General features: G+C 72.3%; 13 protein-coding genes, 1 tRNA gene and 1 pseudogene. 12 read left to right on the top strand and 3 right to left on the bottom strand.

Going from position 1 to position 15,913, the window contains the following annotated elements:
* Positions 1–43 precede the first annotated feature (43 nt).
* Complete coding sequence (locus OG689_RS32185; protein ID WP_266324361.1) at positions 44–823, top strand: VOC family protein; 780 nt, start codon at positions 44–46, stop codon at positions 821–823.
* A gap of 135 nt (positions 824–958) precedes the next feature.
* Here OG689_RS32185 and metG read toward each other — a convergent pair whose 3' ends face one another.
* Positions 959–2,683: a methionine--tRNA ligase gene (gene metG, locus OG689_RS32190; RefSeq protein ID WP_266324362.1), complete on the bottom strand. Its 1,725-nt coding sequence runs from the start codon at positions 2,681–2,683 to the stop codon at positions 959–961.
* Positions 2,684–2,925: 242 nt separating this feature from the next.
* Positions 2,926–3,010, bottom strand: a tRNA-Leu gene (locus tag OG689_RS32195).
* 550 nt (positions 3,011–3,560) lie between these two features.
* On the opposite strand from OG689_RS32195, the pseudogene OG689_RS32200 reads away from it, so the two are divergent.
* A pseudogene (locus tag OG689_RS32200) lies at positions 3,561–4,025 on the top strand (ATP-binding protein); the annotation flags it as partial.
* 258 nt (positions 4,026–4,283) lie between these two features.
* On the opposite strand, the gene idi reads toward OG689_RS32200, so the two are convergent.
* Positions 4,284–4,925 (bottom strand): isopentenyl-diphosphate Delta-isomerase, encoded by a 642-nt coding sequence (gene idi, locus OG689_RS32205; protein ID WP_266324363.1) that lies wholly within the window; start codon positions 4,923–4,925, stop codon positions 4,284–4,286.
* Between the two features lie 556 nt (positions 4,926–5,481).
* Between idi and OG689_RS32210 the strand changes: the two genes are divergently transcribed.
* From OG689_RS32210 to OG689_RS32255, 10 genes are all read left to right on the top strand, one after another.
* Positions 5,482–6,237: a phosphocholine cytidylyltransferase family protein gene (locus tag OG689_RS32210; protein ID WP_266324364.1), complete on the top strand. Its 756-nt coding sequence runs from the start codon at positions 5,482–5,484 to the stop codon at positions 6,235–6,237.
* Complete coding sequence (locus tag OG689_RS32215) at positions 6,225–7,286, top strand: iron-containing alcohol dehydrogenase family protein (RefSeq protein ID WP_266324365.1); 1,062 nt, start codon at positions 6,225–6,227, stop codon at positions 7,284–7,286. Before OG689_RS32210 ends, OG689_RS32215 begins: the two co-directional genes overlap by 13 nt.
* A gap of 70 nt (positions 7,287–7,356) precedes the next feature.
* Positions 7,357–8,094, top strand: a complete 738-nt coding sequence (locus tag OG689_RS32220; protein ID WP_266327584.1) for a CDP-alcohol phosphatidyltransferase family protein — start codon at positions 7,357–7,359, stop codon at positions 8,092–8,094.
* Complete coding sequence (locus OG689_RS32225; RefSeq protein ID WP_266324366.1) at positions 8,091–9,014, top strand: glycosyltransferase; 924 nt, start codon at positions 8,091–8,093, stop codon at positions 9,012–9,014. The genes OG689_RS32220 and OG689_RS32225 overlap by 4 nt, the downstream gene beginning before the upstream one ends.
* 127 nt (positions 9,015–9,141) lie before the next feature.
* Positions 9,142–10,080 (top strand): ABC transporter permease, encoded by a 939-nt coding sequence (locus OG689_RS32230; protein ID WP_266324367.1) that lies wholly within the window; start codon positions 9,142–9,144, stop codon positions 10,078–10,080.
* 28 nt (positions 10,081–10,108) lie between these two features.
* Complete coding sequence (locus tag OG689_RS32235; RefSeq protein ID WP_073925453.1) at positions 10,109–10,900, top strand: ABC transporter ATP-binding protein; 792 nt, start codon at positions 10,109–10,111, stop codon at positions 10,898–10,900.
* 307 nt (positions 10,901–11,207) lie between these two features.
* Positions 11,208–12,194 carry a squalene synthase HpnC gene (gene hpnC, locus OG689_RS32240; RefSeq protein WP_266327588.1) on the top strand — a complete coding sequence of 329 codons (987 nt, stop codon included), beginning with the start codon at positions 11,208–11,210 and terminating at the stop codon, positions 12,192–12,194.
* 41 nt (positions 12,195–12,235) lie between these two features.
* Positions 12,236–13,093, top strand: a complete 858-nt coding sequence (gene hpnD, locus OG689_RS32245) for a presqualene diphosphate synthase HpnD (RefSeq protein WP_266327590.1) — start codon at positions 12,236–12,238, stop codon at positions 13,091–13,093.
* A gap of 103 nt (positions 13,094–13,196) precedes the next feature.
* Positions 13,197–14,624: a hydroxysqualene dehydroxylase HpnE gene (gene hpnE, locus OG689_RS32250; RefSeq protein WP_266324368.1), complete on the top strand. Its 1,428-nt coding sequence runs from the start codon at positions 13,197–13,199 to the stop codon at positions 14,622–14,624.
* Between the two features lie 158 nt (positions 14,625–14,782).
* The gene (locus tag OG689_RS32255) at positions 14,783–15,814 is read left to right on the top strand and encodes a polyprenyl synthetase family protein (protein ID WP_266327591.1); all 1,032 of its coding nucleotides are present in this window, start codon (positions 14,783–14,785) and stop codon (positions 15,812–15,814) included.
* Positions 15,815–15,913: the final 99 nt, after the last annotated feature.

Below are 15,913 nucleotides of genomic sequence, written 5' to 3' on the forward strand. Positions count from 1 at the left end.
CGCCCGGGGAAGGTGGGCGAGGGGGTACCACCAGGGAGAAGAGATGCCTGAAGTCACTGACCCGTACGTGCCCGGCACACCGTGCTGGGTCGACCTGATGGCCGACGACCAGCAGGCGGCCCTCGACTTCTACCGGGACCTGTTCGGCTGGCAGGGCGAGATCGGACCGGCCGAGTTCGGCGGCTACGCGGTGTGCACGCTGAACGGCAAGGCGGTGGCGGGCATCGGCCCGACGATGGCGCCCGAGGGGATGCCCAAGCCGCCGGTCGCCTGGACGACCCACCTGTGCACCGACGACGCGGACGCCGCCCAGCGGGCCGTCACCGAGGCCGGCGGCACCGTGCTGGTGCCGGTGATGGACGTCGGGACCACCGGCCGGATGCAGATCGTGGCCGATCCGACGGGCGCGGTGTTCGGGATCTGGCAGGCGGTGGACTTCGCCGGCGCCGAGATCGTCGGCGAGCCCGGCGCCCTGGTCTGGAACGACCTGCACACCGGTGACCTCCCCGCCGCGACCGCCTTCTACCGGGCGGTCCTGGGCATCGAGGTCACGCCGATGGAGGGCGCCGAGGGCTACTTCTCCCTCAACGTCGGCGGCCGCAGCGTCGGCGGCATGGCGAACCTCGACAACGAACCGCCCGGGACCCCGCCGCACTGGCTGGCGTACTTCGCGGTGGAGAACCCGGACAGCACCGTCGACCAGCTGGTCAAGAAGGGCGGGAAGGCGCTGCTTCCGCCCTTCGACATGGTGGCCGGCCGGATGGCGGTCGTCGCCGACCCGCAGGGAGCGGTCTTCGCGGTGATCGCGCCGCTGCCGATGTAGCGGTGGCTGCCCGGCGGCGGCCGGGAGTGCGGCCGGGAGCGCGGCGAAGCCGCCCGGGCATCGGACCACCGACGCCCGGGCGGCTTCGTGTGATCGCCCTGGGGTGTTCGCCGTAGAACGCTCACCCCATGGCCCTCACTCCGCGCCGAAGCGCTCCCGCCAGGCTTCCAGGTCCTCGTCGGTGATCTTGGCGAAGAGCACCGGCGGCACGGTGAACGGGGTGCCGGCGCCGATGAAGCCGAGCGCGCCGGCCTGCTCGCCGGTCACCCACTCGGCGCCGGCCGCCGGGTCCTGCTCCGGGAGCGCGAACACGCCCCGCATGGTGGCGGCGGTCGACGGGACGAACGGCTCCGAGAGGACCCCGTACAGGTGGATCAGGTTCATCGCGGTCCGCAGCGTCAGGGCGGCCGCCGCCTCGTCGGTGCGGATCTCCAGCCAGGGCGCCTTCGCCTCCAGGTAGGAGTTGCCGGCGCTCCACAGGGCCCGCAGCGCCTGGGCGGCCTTCCGGAACCGCAGGGCCTCCAGGTGCCCCTCGTACTCGGCCAGCAGGCCGGCGATCTCCGCGCCCAGCGCGCGCTCGGCCTCGCCGGCCTCGTTCCCGGCCGGCACGGTGTCGCCGAAGCGCTTGAGGCTGAACGAGAGCACCCGGTTGACGAAGTTGCCGAGGGTGTCGGCGAGGTCCTTGTTCACCGAGGAGGCGAACAGCTCCCAGCTGAAGCTGGTGTCGTCCGACTCCGGGGCGTTGGCCATCAGGAAGTAGCGCCAGTAGTCGGCGGGCAGCAGCTCCAGGGCCGTGTTGGTGAAGATGCCGTGCTGCTGGCTGGTGGAGAACTTCCCGCCGTAGTAGTTCAGCCAGTTGAAGGCCTTGACGTAGTCGACCTTCTTCCAGGGCGCCCGGGTGCCGATGATGGTGGCCGGGAACATCACCGTGTGGAACGGGACGTTGTCCTTGGCCATGAACTCGGTGTACCGGACGTCGTCGGCCTCGTACCACCAGGACTTCCAGTCCCGGGTCTCGTCGGCCGGCGCCGCGTCGGACCATTCCTTCGTCGCGCCGATGTACTCGATCGGGGCGTCGAACCAGACGTAGAACACCTTGCCGGCGGCGGCCAGTTCGGGCCACACGTCGCCGGGCACCGGGACGCCCCAGTCGAGGTCCCGGGTGATCGCCCGGTCCGCCAGACCCTCGGTCAGCCACTTGCGGGCGATCGAGGACGCCAACGTCGGCCAGTCCGAGCCGTTCGCGCCGATCCAGGCGGCGACCTCGCTCTCCAGCTTCGACTGGAGCAGGAACAGGTGCGTGGTCTCCCGGACTTCGAGGTCCCGGCTGCCGCTGACCGCCGAGCGGGCGTCGATCAGGTCGGTCGGGTCGAGCAGGCGGGTGCAGTTCTCGCACTGGTCGCCGCGGGCCTTGTCGTAGCCGCAGTGCGGGCAGGTGCCCTCGATGTAACGGTCCGGCAGGAACCGGTCGTCGGCCTTCGAATACACCTGGCGGACGGCGCGCTCCTCGATGAAGCCGTTGGCGTGCAGCTCCCGCGCGAACTCCTGGGTGATCTCCCGGTTCTGCACCGAGGAGCTGCGCCCGAAGTAGTCGAAGGACAGCTCGAAGCCGTCGTAGACGGCCTTCTGGGCGAGGTGCTGCTGCGCGCAGAACTCGTCCACCGGCAGCCCGGCGGCCTTGGCCGCCAGCTCGGCGGGCGTGCCGTGCTCGTCGGTGGCGCAGATGTAGAGCACCTCGTGACCGCGCCGGCGCAGGTAGCGGGAGTACACGTCCGCGGGGAGCATGGACCCGACCATGTTCCCCAGGTGCTTGATCCCGTTGATGTAGGGAAGCGCGCTGGTGATCAGGTGTCGAGCCATCCTGGGATGCTCCTCTTCATGAGGTGGGCGCCGGTCTCGGCGGAGCGCCGGGCGCTGGTCGGCGGGCAGCAGCCGGGGCGTACGGCAGGTGCGTACGCCACCGTCACCGGCCGTGGCGGCCGCTGCTACAGGCAGCCATCAGTTTATCGACTGCGGGGGAGGCCTCGGCCCGCGGTCCGGAACGTGAAGAAGCGGGCCGTGACGGTGAAGTCACGACCCGCTCTTTCGCGTGTTCGTCGAAGTGTCCGAGGGGGGACTTGAACCCCCACGCCCGATAAAGGGCACTAGCACCTCAAGCTAGCGCGTCTGCCATTCCGCCACCCGGACAGGGTGTGTGCCTCGGGGTTTCTGTTGCTGTTCCCCTTGGCGACAGAGAGAACACTACCAGGGTTCTGGAGCGCTTCTCACCTGCGTTTCTGTGGTCGGCGAGGGTGGGTGTTCCACCGCCCGGGCGGGAGAGGGTGAATAGGGTGAACCATGATAAATGGGGCGCCTGAGGTCGGAGTGCGGCGCACGGTGTGGGTCCGGGGCGCCGGCTGCGCCCGGGGGCTGGGGCGCCCGGTGGGGCGGCGGTGCCGGCGGGGTGATCGACACGGGTGGGGGCGCACGGGGGCGTGGGGTGGAGAAAGCAATTGCGCCGTGAACGATCCGGCAGTTCTCGGCGGGATTTTCTGTCAGATCTGCAACGGGGACCGGTCGAAATCGTGCGTGAGCGGTCCGACACGAGCAAGTTGTCGACGCTGCCGTGGTGTCCGGCGTCGCTCTCCTAGCCTCTGGGGACCAAGGGAGCCATGAGTGGAACGACTGATTCCCGACGTCGGCGGCAGCCGGTGACGCCTCCCGTTACCAGCATGAAGGGCGGCTTGACGTGGAACAGATCAGCGGGGCGGCCGAGCCCGGGGCGAGACGGCCCGGTGCCGGTCCGGTCGAGGGCGTCTGGCGGATCTCGGTCCTGGCCCAGGAGTCGTCCGTGCCGAGAACCAGGCACGCGGTTCGGGACCGGCTACTGGCCCAGGGCATGGCGGGCTGGCGTTACCAGGAGCTGATCGACGACCTGCTCCTGATCGTCTCCGAGCTGGTGAGCAACGCGGTGACGCACGCGGCGGTGCTCTCGCCGCAGGTCACCACGGAGCTCACGATCGGCGGGGGCAGCGTCCGGGTCGCGGTCGAGGACGGCCATCCGTACCGGCCGAAGGCGCTGGAGAGCGACCTGGGGCAGCTCGGCGGGCGCGGGCTGCTGCTGGTCAAGAGCGTCACCCTGCAGGCCGGCGGGGTCTGCGACGTCGAGCGGACGGCGGCGGGGGGCAAGGTGATCTGGGCCGCCCTGCCGCTTCCGCCGGCGGCCGCCGAGGAGGCCCCGCCGGCCCCCGAGGAGCAGGGGCGCCGCCCGCAGGCGCCGGAGCCGCCGCGCTTGCCGCTGGCCACCGTCACCGTGCAGGTACTGACCGCGCTCCAGCCGTTGACCGCACCGCAGCCGCCGATCACGCCGCAGGGCGACGGCGGGACCCCGGCGCTCGCCTGAGTCGCCCGGTCCGTCCGGCCGGGGTCCGGGCGGCTCGGGCGAGCGCCGGACGGCCGGGACGGGCCGCCGTCCGGCCTGCTACCAGTCGCGTCCGGCGATCTCGCGGATCCCGGGCAGGGCGGCCTCGAAGACAGTCCGGAACCAGACCGAGAACGGGCGCTCCGCCTCCAGCTCCTTGAGCTCCTCGGCGCTGACGAAGGCGAAGTCGTCCACCTCGTCCGGGTTCGGCCGCACGGGCGCGGTGACCAGGCCCACGAACAGGTGGTTCCACTCGCGCTCGATCAGCCCGGAGGCCTCGTCGGGCAGGTCGTAGCGGACGGTGCCGGCCTCGCAGAGCAGCGCGGGTGCGACCCCGAGCTCCTCCGCCGTGCGGCGGGCGGCGGCCACGAAGGGCGGCTCGTCCGGGTAGGGGTGTCCGCAGCAGGTGTTGGACCAGACCCCGGGGGAGTGGTATTTGCCGAGCGCGCGGCGCTGGAGCAGCATCCGGCCCTGGCGGTCGAACAGGAACACCGAGAAGGCACGGTGCAGCCGGCCCGGCTGCTGGTGGGCCCAGAGCTTCTCGGCCGTCCCGATCGTGACGCCCTCGTCGTCGACCAGCTCCAGGAAGATCTCCGGGGCGCCGGTCTCGTCGGCCGGTTCGGCGACGTCGGTCTCGACGTCGAGACCGGTGTCGATCTCGGAGGTGAAGTGCGTCGGGTTGGTCGGGGGACTCTGCGGCATGAGGCCTCTTTCGGGAGCACCGGTGGCGTCGCGCCCCAGTCTGCCGTATGGGTGCGCCGGATTGCCGCCCGACGCATTGTTGGCCAGGTCCTGCGCTTTCGAATAGGAAATCCGTTCGATCGGAGTACTGGTTCGATCACTTCCGATCATGAGTGCTCCTTCCACCCGAGATCGTCCTGATCTCCGCCCCGTCCCGTCCCCCTTCCCGGTCACTCGCCCCGGCCCATCCTGGCGCGCCCTGCCGCCCGACCCCCCGCCCGGTGCCCGCCCGGTGCCCGTCCGGCCCCGCGGTCGCCGGCCCCGCGGTCGCCGGCCCCGCGGCGGCGGACCGGGCGCGTTCGGGCTGGTCGCCGCGGTCGCCTACCATCACCAGTACGGCGTACCGCCCCCGCGGCGGTACCGGAGCGCCACCCAGAGTGGCCGGCGCGGGCATCCGGTGTGCAGGTGGGCCGGGTGGTGCGGGGTCGCTCCCGCGTGATCACGCCCGCGCGGCCGCGCGCACCCACCTTGTGCGCGGCGCTCGACAAGCGGAGCACGACGGATCAGGAGACACCGCATGATCGGCCTCGTTCTGGCAGCCGGCGCCGGCCGCCGGCTGCGCCCGTACACCGACACCCTGCCCAAGGCTCTGGTGCCGGTCGACGGGGAGCGGACCGTCCTGGACCTCACCCTCGGCAACTTCGCCGAGGTCGGTCTGCGGGAGGCCGCCATCGTGGTCGGCTACCGCAAGGAGGCGGTGTACGACCGCAAGGACGCCCTGGAGCAGAAGTACGGCGTCAAGCTCACCCTGGTCGAGAACGACAAGGCCGAGGAGTGGAACAACGCCTACTCCCTCTGGTGCGCCCGGGACCTCTTCGGCGAGGGCCTGCTGCTCGCCAACGGCGACACCGTGCACCCGGCCTCGGTGCAGCGCACCATGCTGGACGGCAACGACCGCCTCGCCATGGAGGGCCGCGCCCCCGGCATCCTGCTGGCCCTCGACACGGTGAAGAAGCTCGCCGACGAGGAGATGAAGGTCGTCATGGACCCGGCCGCGGGCATGCGCCGGATCACCAAGCTGATGGAGCCCGCCGAGGCGACCGGCGAGTACATCGGCGTCACGGTGATCAACCCCTCCGCGGCCGAGGACCTCTCCGACGCCCTGCGCACCACCTTCGAGCGCGACCCGCAGCTGTACTACGAGGACGGCTACCAGGAGATGGTGAACCGGGGCCTGCGGATCGACGTCCAGCCGATCGGCGAGGTCTCCTGGGTCGAGGTCGACAACCACGAGGACCTGGCCAAGGCGCGGGAGATCGCGTGCCAGTACTGACCCGCCTGGTGCCGTCGCCGGTCTTCGTGGAGATCCGCCCGGGGGCCCTGGACTCGCTGGCCGGCATCCTCGCCGACCAACGGCTGTCCGCCTCCGGCCGGATCGCCATCGCGATCAGCAACGGCTCCGGCGCGGCGCTGCGGGCCCGGCTGGAGCCGGCCCTGCCCGGCGCCGACTGGTACAACGTCGACGACGGCAGCCTGGACAGCGCGGTGCGCCTCGCCGACCGGATGCGGGCCGGGCACTACGACGCCATGGTGGGCCTCGGCGGCGGCAAGATCATCGACGCCGCCAAGTACGCCGCCGCCCGGGTCGGCCTGCCGGTGGTCGCGGTGGCCACCAACCTGGCCCACGACGGCATCTGCTCGCCGGTCTCGACCCTCGACAACGACGCCGGGCGCGGCTCCTACGGGGTGCCGGGACCGATCGGCATCGTGGTCGACCTGGACGTGATCCGCGAGGCGCCGCAGCGCTTCGTCGCGGCCGGCATCGGCGACGTGATCTCCAACATCTCCTCCTGCGCGGACTGGGAGCTGTCCCAGGCCGTCACCGGCGAGAAGGTCGACGGACTGGCCGTCGCGATGGCCCGTTCGGCGGGCGAGAGCCTGCTGCGCCATCCGGGAAACCTCCAGGACAAGGACCTCCTTACGGCCCTGGCGGAAGCCCTGGTACTGTCCGGCATCGCGATGAATATCGCGGGCAGTACCCGGCCCTCCTCCGGTGCCTGCCACGAGATCTCGCATGCCCTGGACGTGCTGTATCCCAAGCGATCCGCCCAGCACGGCGAACAGGTGGGCCTCGGGGCCGCCTTCGCCAGCTTCCTGCGGGGCGAGCGTGAGCTGACCGGTCTGATCGTGGAGTGCCTGGCGCGCCACGGCCTGCCGGTGACCGCTGCTCAGATCGGCTTCACCGAGGCGGAGTTCACCGAGGCGGTGCACTACGCTCCGAACACCCGTCCGGGTCGCTTCACCATCCTTGAGCACCTAGACCTCTCCCCATCAGCCATCAGGGACGCGTACGCCGACTATGTCCAAGCCGTCAACGACTGACCGCCCCGCGGTCGACCTCACGGTCCGGCCCTCGATCGAGGAGCTGCGGGCCGTCATCCACCCTGAGGGCATGCTGCAGCGCCGTAGCGCGGAGCACTGGGCGGGGCGCCTCTACATGCGCAGCATCTCGCTGCGGATCACCCGGGTGCTGGCGCCGTTCACCTTCATCACGCCGAACGGCCTCACCTACCTGATGATGCTCACCGGCATCCTGGCCGGTGCGGCCCTGGTCGTCCCCGGGCTGGCCGGTGCGGTCCTCGGCGCGCTGCTGATCCAGGTCTACCTGCTGCTCGACTGCGTGGACGGCGAGGTGGCCCGCTGGCGCCGCCAGACCTCCCTGACCGGCGTCTACCTGGACCGGGTCGGCCACTACATGTCCGAGGCGGCACTGCTCACCGGCCTCGGCCTGCGGGCGGCCGACCTGTTCCACCAGGACGGCGGCGGGTCGAAGTGGGAGTGGGCGTTCCTGGGCACGCTGGCCGCGCTCGGCGCGATCCTGATCAAGTCGGAGACCGATCTGGTGGACGTGGCGCGGGCGCGCAGCGGCCTGAGCGCGGTCGAGGACAGCGCCGCGGTGCCGCGCTCCTCAGGCGTGGCCAAGGCCCGCAAGGCCGCCGCGTTCCTGAAGTTCCACCGGCTGGTCGGCGCGGTCGAGGCCTCACTGTTCATCCTGGCCGCCGGGCTGGCCGACGCCGTCCACGGCGGGCTGTTCTTCACCCGGCTCGCGGTGGTCGTGCTGGCCGCCGTCGCCATGCTGCAGACGGTCCTGCACCTGCTTAGCATCGTCCTCTCCAGCAGGCTCCGATGACCGCCCCGGCCGCCTCCGCCGGCACCGCCGCCACCCGCCCCGAGGACTTCCGCCTCGGCGCGGTGATCATCACCATGGGCAACCGCCCGGCCGAGCTGAACGCGCTGATCGACTCGGTGCTCGCGCAGCAGGGTCCGGCCGTCGAGCTGGCGGTGGTCGGCCAGGGCGCCGCGCTGCCGCCGCTGCCGGCGGGCGTGCGCTCGGTCGAGCTGCCGGAGAACGTCGGCATCCCCGGCGGGCGCAACGTCGGCATCGAGCTGTTCGGCCCGAACGGCCGGGACGTCGACGCCGTCCTCTTCCTGGACGACGACGGGCGGCTCCCCGGCACCGACTCGGCCCGGCTGCTGCGTGAGGCGTTCACCGCCGATCCGGCTCTGGGCATCGTCAGCTTCCGGATCGCCGATCCGGAGACCGGCGTCACCCAGCGCCGCCACGTGCCCCGGCTGCGGGCCAGCGATCCGCTGCGCTCGTCCCGGGTGACGACCTTCCTGGGCGGCGCCAGTGCCGTGCGCTGCACGGTGTTCGAGCAGGCCGGCCAGCTGCCCGCGGAGTTCTTCTACGCGCACGAGGAGACCGACCTCGCGTGGCGGGCGCTGGACGCCGGCTGGTCCATCGACTACCGGGCGGACGTGGTGCTGCACCACCCGACCACCTCGCCCGCCCGGCATGCCACGTTCTTCCACAACGTGGCCCGGAACCGGGTCTGGCTCGCACGGCGGAACCTTCCCGCCCTGTTCGTGCCTCTTTACCTGGGAACCTGGTTCCTGCTGACGCTGGCCCGCCGCCCCTCCCCCGAGGCGCTCAAGGCCTGGGTGGGCGGGTTCCGGGCGGGTTGGAGCGAGCCCTGCGGCACGCGCCGGCCCATGCGATGGCGTACTGTGTGGCGGCTGACCAGGTTGGGCAGACCGCCGGTCATCTGATCGCAGCGGCCGGCGACCACACCGCCGGCCGGACCTCCCCCGTGATCCCAGTGGATCCCCTTCCGGCGGACGTCCGGCGTACCCCCGCCGACCGGCCGCCCGACTCCTGATCCCGCGAAGGACGAATGTGTCGACAGTGAGTGAACCCGTTAGCCTCTCGGCCCCGAGGGGGGCGGACGCGGGCCTGACTCCCAAGCAGCTTGCCAACAAGTACGGCCTGACCATCAGCGGCAAACGCCCCGGTGTGTTCGCGTACAGCCGGCAGCTGTGGGGACGTCGGCATTTCATCGTGGCCTTCGCCACCGCCCGCCTGGTCGCCCAGTACACGACGGCCAAGCTCGGGCAGGTCTGGCAGGTCGTGACGCCGCTGCTGAACTGCGCGGTGTTCTACCTGGTCTTCGGCGTGATGCTGAAGAACCGCGACATCCCCGAGTACATCCCGTGGCTCTGCACGGGTGTCTTCATCTTCCAGTTCACCCAGAGCGCGGTGCAGGCCGGTACCCGGTCGATCTCCGACAACCTGGGCCTGATCCGGGCGCTGCACTTCCCCCGGGCCAGCATGCCGATCGCGTTCACCGTGATCCAGCTCCAGCAGCTGCTGATCTCGATGGTCGTGCTGATCGCCATCGTGCTGGGCTTCGGCATCACGCCGGGCGCGAGCTGGGCGCTGATGGTCCCGGCGCTGTTCCTGCAGTGCGCGTTCAACACCGGTCTGGCGCTGATCATGGCCCGGATCGGTGCCAAGGCCAGTGACATGTCGCAGCTGATGCCGTTCATCCTGCGGACCTGGATGTACGTCTCCGGCGTGATGTACAGCATCCAGGGCAGCATCTCGGGCTGGCCGAGCTGGGCCCAGCGGCTCATGGAGCTCAACCCGGCCTCGATCTACATGGAGCTGATGCGGCACTCGCTGATGCCGCAGATCTTCGACAAGAACCTGTACCCCGAGCACTACCAGACCCTCCCGCAGCACATCTGGGTGATCGCGATCGCCTGGGCCGTGGTGCTCTTTGTTGCCGGATATGTGTTCTTCTGGAAGGCCGAGGAGGAGTACGGCCGTGGCTGAGACGACGACCATCACCGAGGACGACACCATGACGCGGGACGCTGTGGCAGCCGCCGACACCGCCAGGGTGCCCACCGTGATCGTGGACGACGTGCACATCGTGTACAAGGTGCACGGCGCGTCGGCGGGCAAGGGCAGCGCGACCTCGGCCCTGAGCCGGCTGATCGCCCGCAAGCGTTCGCCCGCCATCACCGAGGTGCACGCGGTGCGCGGGATCAGCTTCACCGCGTACAAGGGCGAGGCGGTCGGGCTGATCGGCTCGAACGGCTCGGGCAAGTCCACCATGCTGGCGGCCATCGCCGGCCTGCTGCCCACCGAGAAGGGCGGCATCTACACCAACGGCCAGCCCTCGCTGCTCGGTGTGAACGCCGCACTGATGAACGAGCTGACCGGTGAGCGCAACGTGGTGCTCGGCTGCCTGGCGATGGGGATGACCCCGGCCGAGGTCCGGGCGCGCTACCAGGAGATCGTCGACTTCTCGGGGATCAACGACAAGGGCGAGTTCATCAACCTGCCGATGCGCACGTACTCCTCCGGGATGTCGGCGCGGCTGCGCTTCTCGATCGCGGCCGCCAAGACGCACGACGTGCTGCTGATCGACGAGGCGCTCGCCACCGGTGACCAGGCGTTCCAGAAGCGCAGCGAGGACCGGATCCGCGAGCTGCGCCAGGAGGCCGGCACGGTCTTCCTGGTCAGTCACAACAACAACTCGATCCGCGACACCTGCGAGCGGACCATCTGGATCGAGACCGGCGAGATGATCATGGACGGGCCGACCGAGGAGGTCGTCCGCGCCTACGAGAAGGGCGAGCGCCCGTAAGGGTGTACGCACGGCCGGTCACGGGGCCGGTGCCAGGGTCGGCGACGCCGCCCGGGCACCGGCCCCTCGGCTGTGCGGGTGAGACGGCGGCGAGGCGGCCGGGGTGGTCTTTCCCGGCGCGCCCCGTGATGTCAGTCTGTACACGGGGGAGGGGTGTGCCGCAGGGGACACGCCCCGGGCGGCCCCGCGCCGGAGGCGTTCCGCGGGAGGGTGCGCCCGGTCCCGGCCGGGGGGTGCCCCCCGGTATCGGACGCGTGTCCGGGCGAGGTCGGTGGTCCGGACGGTGTAGAACGGGGGAGTGACAGCAGTGTCGGCTTCGGCCCATCCGAGAGTTGAGTCAACGGACCCGTCAGCAGGGGAGACGCTGGACAAGGCGGACCTGGAGAACTTCCCGGTCGCCCCGTTCTTCCTGCCGGCCGCCTGGCGCACCGACCTGATGGCGGTGTACGGCTTCGCCCGGCTGGTCGACGACGCCGGCGACGGGGACCTCGCCGACCCCGCGGGCACCGCCCGGCAGCTCGACGTCGAGGTGCCCGCGCCAGCACGCCCGGCCGCGGGAGCCCCCGCCGGCCCGCCCGACCCCGCGGAGACCGCTTTCCGGCTGGCCCTGCTCGACGGCCTGGAACGGGACCTCGACCGGGTCTTCGAGACGGCCCTGGAGCCGGGCGCCGCCGACCGGCCCCGGCACCCGCTGATGCGCTCCCTCGTCCCGCTGGTCGGCAGGCACGCGCTCACCCCCGAGCCCTTCCGGCGGCTGATCGAGGCCAACCGGGTGGACCAGACCACCGCCCGCTACCCCGGCTACCAGGACCTCACCGACTACTGCCGGCTCTCCGCCGACCCGGTCGGCCGGCTGGTGCTCGCCATCGCCGGCGTCTCCACCCCCGAGCGGATCGCCCTCTCGGACGCGATCTGCACCGCGCTGCAGATCGTCGAGCACCTCCAGGACGTCGCCGAGGACCTCGCCCGGGGCCGGATCTACCTCCCCGCCGAGGACCTCGCGCGGTTCGGCGTCACCGAGGCCGACCTCGCCGCCCCGAGCGCCGGCCCGGCCGTCCGTGAGCTGGTCGCCTTCGAGGCGGAGCGGGCCCGGACCCTGCTCGATCGCGGCGCGCCGCTGGTGGGTACGGTTCGGGGGAGGCTCCGACTGCTCCTGGCGGGATTCACCGCCGGCGGCTACGCGGCCCTGGCCGCCGTCGAGGCGGCCGGGTACGACGTACTCGCCCAGCAGGCGAAGCCCGACAAGCGCCGCCTCGCAGCGAAGGCGGCGGCAATCTTCGCGAAGGGAAGGTGAACGCCCGAGTGGCGGCATCACCACTGGCGTCGGCGCAGGTCATGGCGGCCTATCGGTACTGCGAGGCGGTCACCGGCCTGCAGGCCCGCAACTTCAGCTACGGGATCCGGCTGCTGCCGGAGCCCAAGCGGCTGGCCATGTCGGCCCTCTACGCCCTGGCCCGCCGGGTCGACGACATCGGCGACGGCGAACTGCCTCCCGAGCGCAAGGCCGACCAGCTGCTGCGCACCCGCGACCTGCTGGACGAGATCCGGGCCGGCGAGGTCGCCGAGGACGACACCGACCCGATCAAGGTCGCGCTGGCGGACGCCGCGCGGCGCTTCCCGATCCCGCTGGGCGGCTTCGACGAGCTGATCGACGGCGTCGAGATGGACCTCAAGGGCGCCGAGTACCGGACCTACGAGCAGCTCAAGGTCTACTGCCGCTGCGTGGCCGGCTCGATCGGCCGCCTCTCGCTCGGCGTCTACGGCTGCGAGGACCCGGAGCGCGGCGCCGAGTACGCCGACACCCTGGGCCTGGCCCTGCAGCTCACCAACATCCTGCGCGACCTGCGCGAGGACGCCGTCAACGGCCGGACCTACCTGCCCGCCGAGGACCTCGCCCGGTTCGGCTGCGAGCAGGGCTTCGCCCAGGCCAGGCCGGAGCCCGGCGCCGACTTCGCCGGCCTGGTGGCCTTCGAGGCCGCGCGGGCCCAGCAGGCCTTCGCCGAGGGCCTGCGCCTGCTCCCGCTGCTGGACCGCCGCAGCCGCGCCTGCACCGCCGCGATGGCCGGCATCTACCACCGGCTGCTCGGCCGGATCGCCTCGGACCCCGAGTCGGTCCTGCGCGGCCGGGTGTCGCTGCCGGGCTGGGAGAAGGCATACGTGGCACTGTCGGGGCTCGCCGGAGGGCGTTCTTGATTCTCACGTCAGTTATGTCACGCTTTGTCAACGCGGAATCACACACGGGCGGATTCGCGTCGAGCACCTGCTTCCCGTGCGCCGACGACAGGGGGGAGGGCCGATGAGCGTGCGATCCGACACCGCCCGGCCCACCGCCGTGGTGGTCGGCGGCGGCCTGGCCGGCATCACCGCCGCCCTGCGGCTCGCCGAGGCCGACCACCGCGTCACCCTGGTCGAGGGCCGTCCCAGGCTGGGCGGCCTGGCCTTCTCCTTCCAGCGCGGCGAGCTGACGGTCGACAACGGCCAGCACGTCTTCCTGCGCTGCTGCACCGCCTACCGCGGCCTGGTCGACCGGCTCGGCGCCGGCCGACTGGTCGACGTGCAGCCCCGGCTGGACGTCCCCGTGCTCGGCGTCCGGGGCTCCGGGCCGACCGCCCGCCGCACCCTCGGCCGGCTGCGCCGGGCCGCCCTGCCCGTCCCGCTGCACCTGGCCGGCAGCCTGGCGGCGTACCCGCACCTGGGCCCCGCCGACCGGCTGCGGGTGGTCCGGGCGGCGCTCGCGCTCAAGGGCCTGGACCTCGCGGACCCGGCCCTGGACGACATCTCCTTCGGCGACTGGCTGCGCCGCCACGGCCAGAACGCCGCCACCCTGGCCGCCATGTGGGACCTGGTGGGCGTGGCGACCCTGAACGCCAGGGCCGACCAGGTTTCGCTGGCCCTGGCCGCGATGGTCTTCAAGACCGGCCTGCTCTCCGAGCCGGGCGCCTCGGACATCGGCACGGCCGCCGTCCCGCTCGGCGCGATCCACCACGACGCGGCGCTGGCCGAGCTGGAGCGCGCCGGCGTACGGGTCCTGCTGCGCGCCCGCGCGACCGAACTCAAGCCCGCCGGCCAGCACGCCGTACGGCTGGACGGCGGCGAGCTGCTGGCCGCCGACACGGTCGTCCTCGCGGGCGCCCAGGACAGCGCCGCCGCCCTGCTCCCGCCGGACGCGATCGAGGGGCAGCAGCGGCTCGCGGCCTTCGGCACCGCGCCGATCCTCAACCTGCACGTGATCTACGACCGCAAGGTGCTCCGCCGCCCGTTCTTCGCCGCGCTGGACTCGCCCGTCCAGTGGGTCTTCGACCGGACCTCGCACTCCGGGCTGGCCGGCTCCGGCCTCGGCGCCGCACACCCGGACGCCCAGTACCTCGCGGTGTCCCAGTCCGCCGTCCAGGACGAGATCGACCTGCCGGTGGCGGAGCTGCGCCGGCGGTACCTGCCGGAGCTCGCCCGGCTGCTGCCCGCCGCGGCCGGCGCCGAGGTGCTGGACTTCTTCGTCACCCGCGAGCGCACCGCGACCTTCGACCCGGCGCCGGGCAGCGCCGCGCTGCGCCCGCAGGCCCGCACCCGCGTCCCCGGCCTGCTGCTGGCCGGTTCGTGGACGGCCACCGGCTGGCCCGCGACCATGGAGAGCGCCGTGCGCAGCGGCCACGCGGCGGCCGACGCCGCCCTGGCGGGCGGCGCCCGCCGACCCGTCGACCGAGGTGACGGGAGGTGGCCCAGGTGACCCCGGGCCCCGTCCGCGCCGGCGCCGCGCACACCGCCGCCGACACCGCAATCACCCGGCCGTCCAGCACGGCCCGGCACCACCAGGGAGAGGGAACGTACGTGGAGTCACGCACCGGCAGAGGCGCGGGAGGCACGGCGCAGGCCGAGCCGGTCTCGGTGCCCGAGCTGCTCACCCACGCCCGCAGGCTCTGCGCCGCCCCGCTGCGGGCCTCGGTGGCCCGTCTGGCGGCCCCGATGGACACCGTGGCGGCCTACCACTTCGGCTGGATCGACCGGGACGGCAGCGCCGTCCAGGGCGACAGCGGCAAGGCCGTGCGCCCCGCGCTGGCCCTGCTCTCGGCCCAGGCCGTGGGCGCTCCGGCCGAGGTCGGCGTGCCCGGCGGGGTCTCCGTTGAACTGGTGCACAACTTCTCCCTGCTCCATGATGATCTGATGGACGGTGACGAGACCCGACGGCACCGGGCCACCGCCTGGACGGTCTTCGGTCCGGCCCAGGCGATCCTGGTCGGCGACGCCCTGGCAACCCTCGGGACCGAGGTGCTGCTGGACGCCGCCGTGACCGGCGGGGCCAGTGCCACCGACGCGGCCCGGGCCGTCCGGCTGATCACCACCGCCACCCGCAAGCTCATCGACGGCCAGGCCCAGGACCTCTCCTTCGAGCACCGCGACGTCGTCACCGTCGAGGAGTGCCTGGAGATGGAGGGCAACAAGACCGGCGCCCTGCTCGCCGCCGCCGCCGCGATCGGCGCGGTGCTGGCCGGCGCCGACGACCGCACCTCGGACGCGCTCCAGCGCTACGGCCACCACCTCGGCCTCGCCTTCCAGGCCGTCGACGACCTGCTCGGCATCTGGGGTGCCACCGAGGTCACCGGCAAGCCGCACTGGGGCGACCTGCGCCAGCGCAAGAAGTCCCTGCCGGTCGCCGCGGCCCTGGCCGAGGGCAGCGCCGCCTCGCGCCGGCTGGCCGAGGAGCTGGCCGATCCCAAGGGGCGCGGGGAGGAGAGCGAACCGCAGCTCGCCGCCCGCGCGGCACTGATCGAGGAGGCGGGCGGCCGGTCCTGGACCCAGGACGAGGCCCGCCGCCAGCACAAGACTGCCCTCGCCGCCCTGGACGAGGTGCCGATGGCCGACACGGTGCGCGAGCACTTCGTCGCACTCGCCGAATTCGTGGTGGTACGAGAGAGGTGACGTCAAGTTGACAGCAACTGCGGACGGCCGGCTCGACCCTGAGTACGATTCCGAGCCGGTCGCGGTGGGCGAGCGCCCACCGGCGCCTGACCGCCTCAA

Source organism: Kitasatospora sp. NBC_00240 (genome assembly GCF_026342405.1).
Classification (GTDB): Bacteria; Actinomycetota; Actinomycetes; order Streptomycetales; family Streptomycetaceae; genus Kitasatospora.

Bases quoted from the DNA above. Each gene is read 5' to 3' on its own strand.
- OG689_RS32185 (WP_266324361.1), top strand. From the start codon at position 44: ATGCCTGAAGTCACTGACCCGTACGTGCCCGGCACACCGTGCTGGGTC.
- metG (WP_266324362.1), bottom strand. From the start codon at position 2,683: ATGGCTCGACACCTGATCACCAGCGCGCTTCCCTACATCAACGGGATC.
- idi (WP_266324363.1), bottom strand. From the start codon at position 4,925: ATGCCGCAGAGTCCCCCGACCAACCCGACGCACTTCACCTCCGAGATC.
- OG689_RS32210 (WP_266324364.1), top strand. From the start codon at position 5,482: ATGATCGGCCTCGTTCTGGCAGCCGGCGCCGGCCGCCGGCTGCGCCCG.
- OG689_RS32220 (WP_266327584.1), top strand. From the start codon at position 7,357: ATGCTGCAGCGCCGTAGCGCGGAGCACTGGGCGGGGCGCCTCTACATG.
- OG689_RS32225 (WP_266324366.1), top strand. From the start codon at position 8,091: ATGACCGCCCCGGCCGCCTCCGCCGGCACCGCCGCCACCCGCCCCGAG.
- OG689_RS32235 (WP_073925453.1), top strand. From the start codon at position 10,109: ATGACGCGGGACGCTGTGGCAGCCGCCGACACCGCCAGGGTGCCCACC.
- hpnD (WP_266327590.1), top strand. From the start codon at position 12,236: ATGGCGGCCTATCGGTACTGCGAGGCGGTCACCGGCCTGCAGGCCCGC.
- hpnE (WP_266324368.1), top strand. From the start codon at position 13,197: ATGAGCGTGCGATCCGACACCGCCCGGCCCACCGCCGTGGTGGTCGGC.